General features: G+C 66.0%; 3 protein-coding genes and 1 pseudogene. 3 read left to right on the top strand and 1 reads right to left on the bottom strand.

Going from position 1 to position 3,495, the window contains the following annotated elements:
* The coding region (locus FHS55_RS00775) for a FadR/GntR family transcriptional regulator (RefSeq protein ID WP_183187778.1) at positions 1-341 on the bottom strand (341 nt) is incomplete at its 3' end.
* Positions 342-573: 232 nt separating this feature from the next.
* On the opposite strand from FHS55_RS00775, the gene FHS55_RS00770 reads away from it, so the two are divergent.
* The 3 genes and pseudogenes from FHS55_RS00770 to FHS55_RS00760 form a co-directional block, all read left to right on the top strand.
* On the top strand, positions 574-2,139 hold the full coding sequence (locus FHS55_RS00770) for a sugar ABC transporter ATP-binding protein (protein ID WP_183187777.1): 1,566 nt from the start codon (positions 574-576) through the stop codon (positions 2,137-2,139).
* Positions 2,140-2,150: 11 nt separating this feature from the next.
* Positions 2,151-3,182: an ABC transporter permease gene (locus tag FHS55_RS00765; RefSeq protein WP_183187776.1), complete on the top strand. Its 1,032-nt coding sequence runs from the start codon at positions 2,151-2,153 to the stop codon at positions 3,180-3,182.
* 95 nt (positions 3,183-3,277) lie between these two features.
* Positions 3,278-3,495: pseudogene (locus FHS55_RS00760) on the top strand (LacI family transcriptional regulator); the annotation flags it as partial.

Genomic DNA, 3,495 nt, shown 5'->3' with positions numbered 1-3,495 from the left:
AATCGGGCGCCGGCCAGGCCGATCACGGCCGCCTCCACCGTCGCCCGCGCCTCCATCAATTCGACCGCGCTCTCCCCCGTCGCCGCCTGCGACAGCGCCCGCCGCTCGACCGTGGCGGTGACATAGATGCCCGAACCCATGCGGATCTCGACCGTGCCGTCGATTTCCAGTGCGATCAGCGCCTCGCGCAGCGAGGGGCGCGAGACGCCGAGCTGCTGGGCGAGTTCCCGCTCGGCCGGCAGGCGGCTGCCCAGGACGAAATCGCCGCTCTGGATCAGGCCGCGAATCTGGTCGGCGACCTGCTGGTAGAGCCTGCGCTCCGACGTGCGGTTGATGTTCATCGTGCCACTCTGAATTTGGCCTTACCATAAACCGAAGCGGCATTTTGGCCAAGCCGATTTATCTTATTGTTATATAACGATCTTTTATTGACGATGTAGAAATCATCGCTGAAATGGAAAAATTGGCTTGACCACTTGGGGCGTCATGGCACCATAAGTTGGCAATGGCCACGGGCCAACAAGATCCGCTCCAGCGGACGTGGCGTCGCTTCACGCGACATGGGAGGAAGTCATGCCGAACGGCGCCATTGCCGGCGGTCGGATCGACGCGTCGCAACCGGCGGCGGCGGGCGAGACGCTGCTGTCGCTGGAAAACATCAGCAAGGAATTTCCCGGCGTCAAAGCGCTGCAGGGCGTGCATTTCAACCTGCGCCGCGGCGAGGTCCATGCTGTCTGTGGCGAGAACGGCGCCGGCAAGTCGACGCTGATGAAGATCATCAGCGGGGTCTATACCCCGACGTCCGGCCGCATCGTCTACAAGGGCACGGCGCGCAGCTTCGCCTCTCCGCTGGAGGCGGAGGCGCTCGGCATCGCCATCATCCATCAGGAACTCAATCTCATCCCCCACCTCTCGGTGGCGGAGAACATCTATCTGGCGCGCGAGCCGCGCCGCGGCTTTCTGGTCGATCGCAAGGCGCTGAAGGCCAACGCGCAGACATGCCTCGACCGGCTCGGCGTCGCCATCGAGCCCGAGCGGCGGGTGCGCGAACTCTCGGTCGCGCAGTGCCAGATGGTGGAAATCGCCAAGGCGCTGTCGCTCAACGCCGAAGTCCTCATCATGGACGAACCGACCTCCTCGCTTACCGAGCAGGAAACCCGTCTGCTGTTCAAGGTCATCCACGACCTCAAGGCGTCCGGCGTCGGCATCGTCTACATTTCCCACCGCCTCGACGAGATGGCCGAGATCGTCGACCGCGTCACCGTGCTGCGGGACGGGCGCTATGTGGCGACGGACGATTTCGCCGCGACCAATGTCGACGAGATCGTCTCGCGCATGGTCGGCCGCTCGCTGGAGGAGAAGTTCCCCGAGCGCACGTCGCGGCCGACGCGCGACGTCATCCTGGCGGCGCGCGGGCTGACCCGCCGCGGCGCGTTCCACGATATCGACTTCGAGCTTCGTCGCGGGGAGATCCTCGGCTTCGCCGGGCTGATGGACGCGGGCCGCACGGAAGTGGCGCGCGCCATTTTCGGCGCCGATGCGCTTGACGCCGGCGCCATCACGCTGGAGGGGCGGCAGCTCGACATCCGCTCGCCGCGCGATGCCATCGCCGCCGGCCTCGCCTATCTCTCCGAGGACCGCAAGGCGCAGGGGCTGGCGGTGAAGATGCCGGTCGACGCCAACATGACGCTGGCCAACATGGACGAGGTGTCGAACCGCTTCGGCCTGATCGACTTCGTCAAGCACGCCAAGGCCGCCCGGCACTATATCGACCTGCTCAGCATCAAGACACCCTCGGCCAGCCAGCCGGTGCGCCTGCTCTCGGGCGGCAACCAGCAGAAGATCATCATCGGCAAATGGCTGTTCCGCCAGTCGCGCGTGCTGATCTTCGACGAGCCGACGCGCGGCATCGATGTGGGCGCCAAGTTCGCGATCTACCAGATCATGGATGAACTGGCGGCCAAGGGCATCGGGGTGATCCTGATCAGCTCGGAACTGCCGGAAGTGCTCGGCATGACCGACCGGATCGCGGTGTTCCACCAGGGCCGCATCGCCGGCGTGCTGGAGACCGCCGCCACGAGCCAGGAAGAAATCATGCACTACGCCTCCGGCTATGGCCCGGCGGGCAGCCGCGACTGACGGAACCGAGAATGACCATGACCGTAGCCACTCCGCCCTCGCCCGCCCGCGGCCGCCTGACCGACCGGCAGAAGGACATCGTGCAGAAGTTTGCCGCCCTCGGCAGCCTTCTCGTGCTCATCGTGGTGTTTTCGCTCACCAGCAATGCCTTCTTCACCGTCAATAACGGCATGACGATCGCCCTGCAGGTGACGTCCATCGCCCTGCTCGGCATCGGCGCGACCTGCGTCATCATCACCGGCGGCATCGACCTGTCGGTGGGCTCGGTTCTGGCGCTGTCAGGCGTCGTCGCCGCGCTGGCGGTGAAGGAACTCGGCCTCGCCGTGCCGGTCGCCATGATGCTCGGCATTCTCACCGGCGCGTTCTGCGGGCTGATCAACGGCATTCTCGTCACCCGCATGCGCCTGCCGCCCTTCATCGCCACGCTGGGCATGATGCTCATCGCCCGCGGCGTCGCGCTGCAGATCACCGGGGCGCGCGCGGTGTCGGGGCTGGGCGAATCCTTTGGCGTGCTCGGCAATGGCGCGCTGTTCCGCATCGTCACCATTGGCGATGACGGCTTCCCAACCGTCGTCTTCCCCGGGATTCCCTACCCGGTGATCCTCATGGTGGTTATCGCGCTCGCCGTGTCGCTGATGCTCAACCGCTCGGTGCTGGGCCGGCACATCTACGCGGTAGGCTCCAACGCCGAGGCGGCCCGGCTGTCGGGCGTCAATGTGGCCGGCGTCACCCGCTTCACCTATGTGCTTTCCGGCTCGCTGGCGGGCCTCACCGGCTGCGTGCTGATGTCCCGCCTCGTCACCGCCCAGCCGAACGAGGGCGTGATGTACGAGCTCGACGCCATCGCCTCGGCGGTGATCGGCGGCACCTCGCTGATCGGCGGCGTGGGCACCATGTCCGGCACGTTCATCGGCTCCTTCGTGATCGGGATCCTGCGCAACGGCCTGAACATGAACGGCGTCTCCGCCTTCACCCAGCAGATCATCATCGGTCTGGTGATCCTGCTCACGGTGTGGATCGACCAATTGCGCAACCGGCGGTAACGGCCGCCGTCCGGAACGTTCCGCAAACCAATGGGGGGCCGGGCGCTCCCCAGGCCGGCGACCGCGACAGCGGCGCCCGATAACTGGAGGAAACCATGAAAAAGCTTGCCACCGCCCTCATCGCCTCGGCGGTTCTGTTCAGCAGTGCCGCCGCCTTCTCCGCCGCCCAGGCCGGCGAAATCGCCGTCATCGTCAAGACGGTGAACTCCACCTTCTGGCAGAACGTGCAGAAGGGCGCCGACGCCGCCCTCAAGGAATCCGGCGGCAACACCCTGACCTTCCAGGGCCCAGCCTCGGAATCCGCCATCGCCGA

The sequence above is a fragment of the Ancylobacter tetraedralis genome (assembly GCF_014195655.1).
Taxonomy (GTDB): Bacteria; Pseudomonadota; Alphaproteobacteria; order Rhizobiales; family Xanthobacteraceae; genus Ancylobacter; species Ancylobacter tetraedralis.
The sequence above is the reverse complement of the archived record's forward strand: the minus strand, read 5'-3'. Positions and strand labels throughout refer to the sequence as shown.

What these genes read in the sequence shown, in the direction of transcription:
- FHS55_RS00770 (WP_183187777.1), top strand. Translation starts at nt 574, where the DNA reads ATGCCGAACGGCGCCATTGCCGGCGGTCGGATCGACGCGTCGCAACCG.
- FHS55_RS00765 (WP_183187776.1), top strand. Translation starts at nt 2,151, where the DNA reads ATGACCATGACCGTAGCCACTCCGCCCTCGCCCGCCCGCGGCCGCCTG.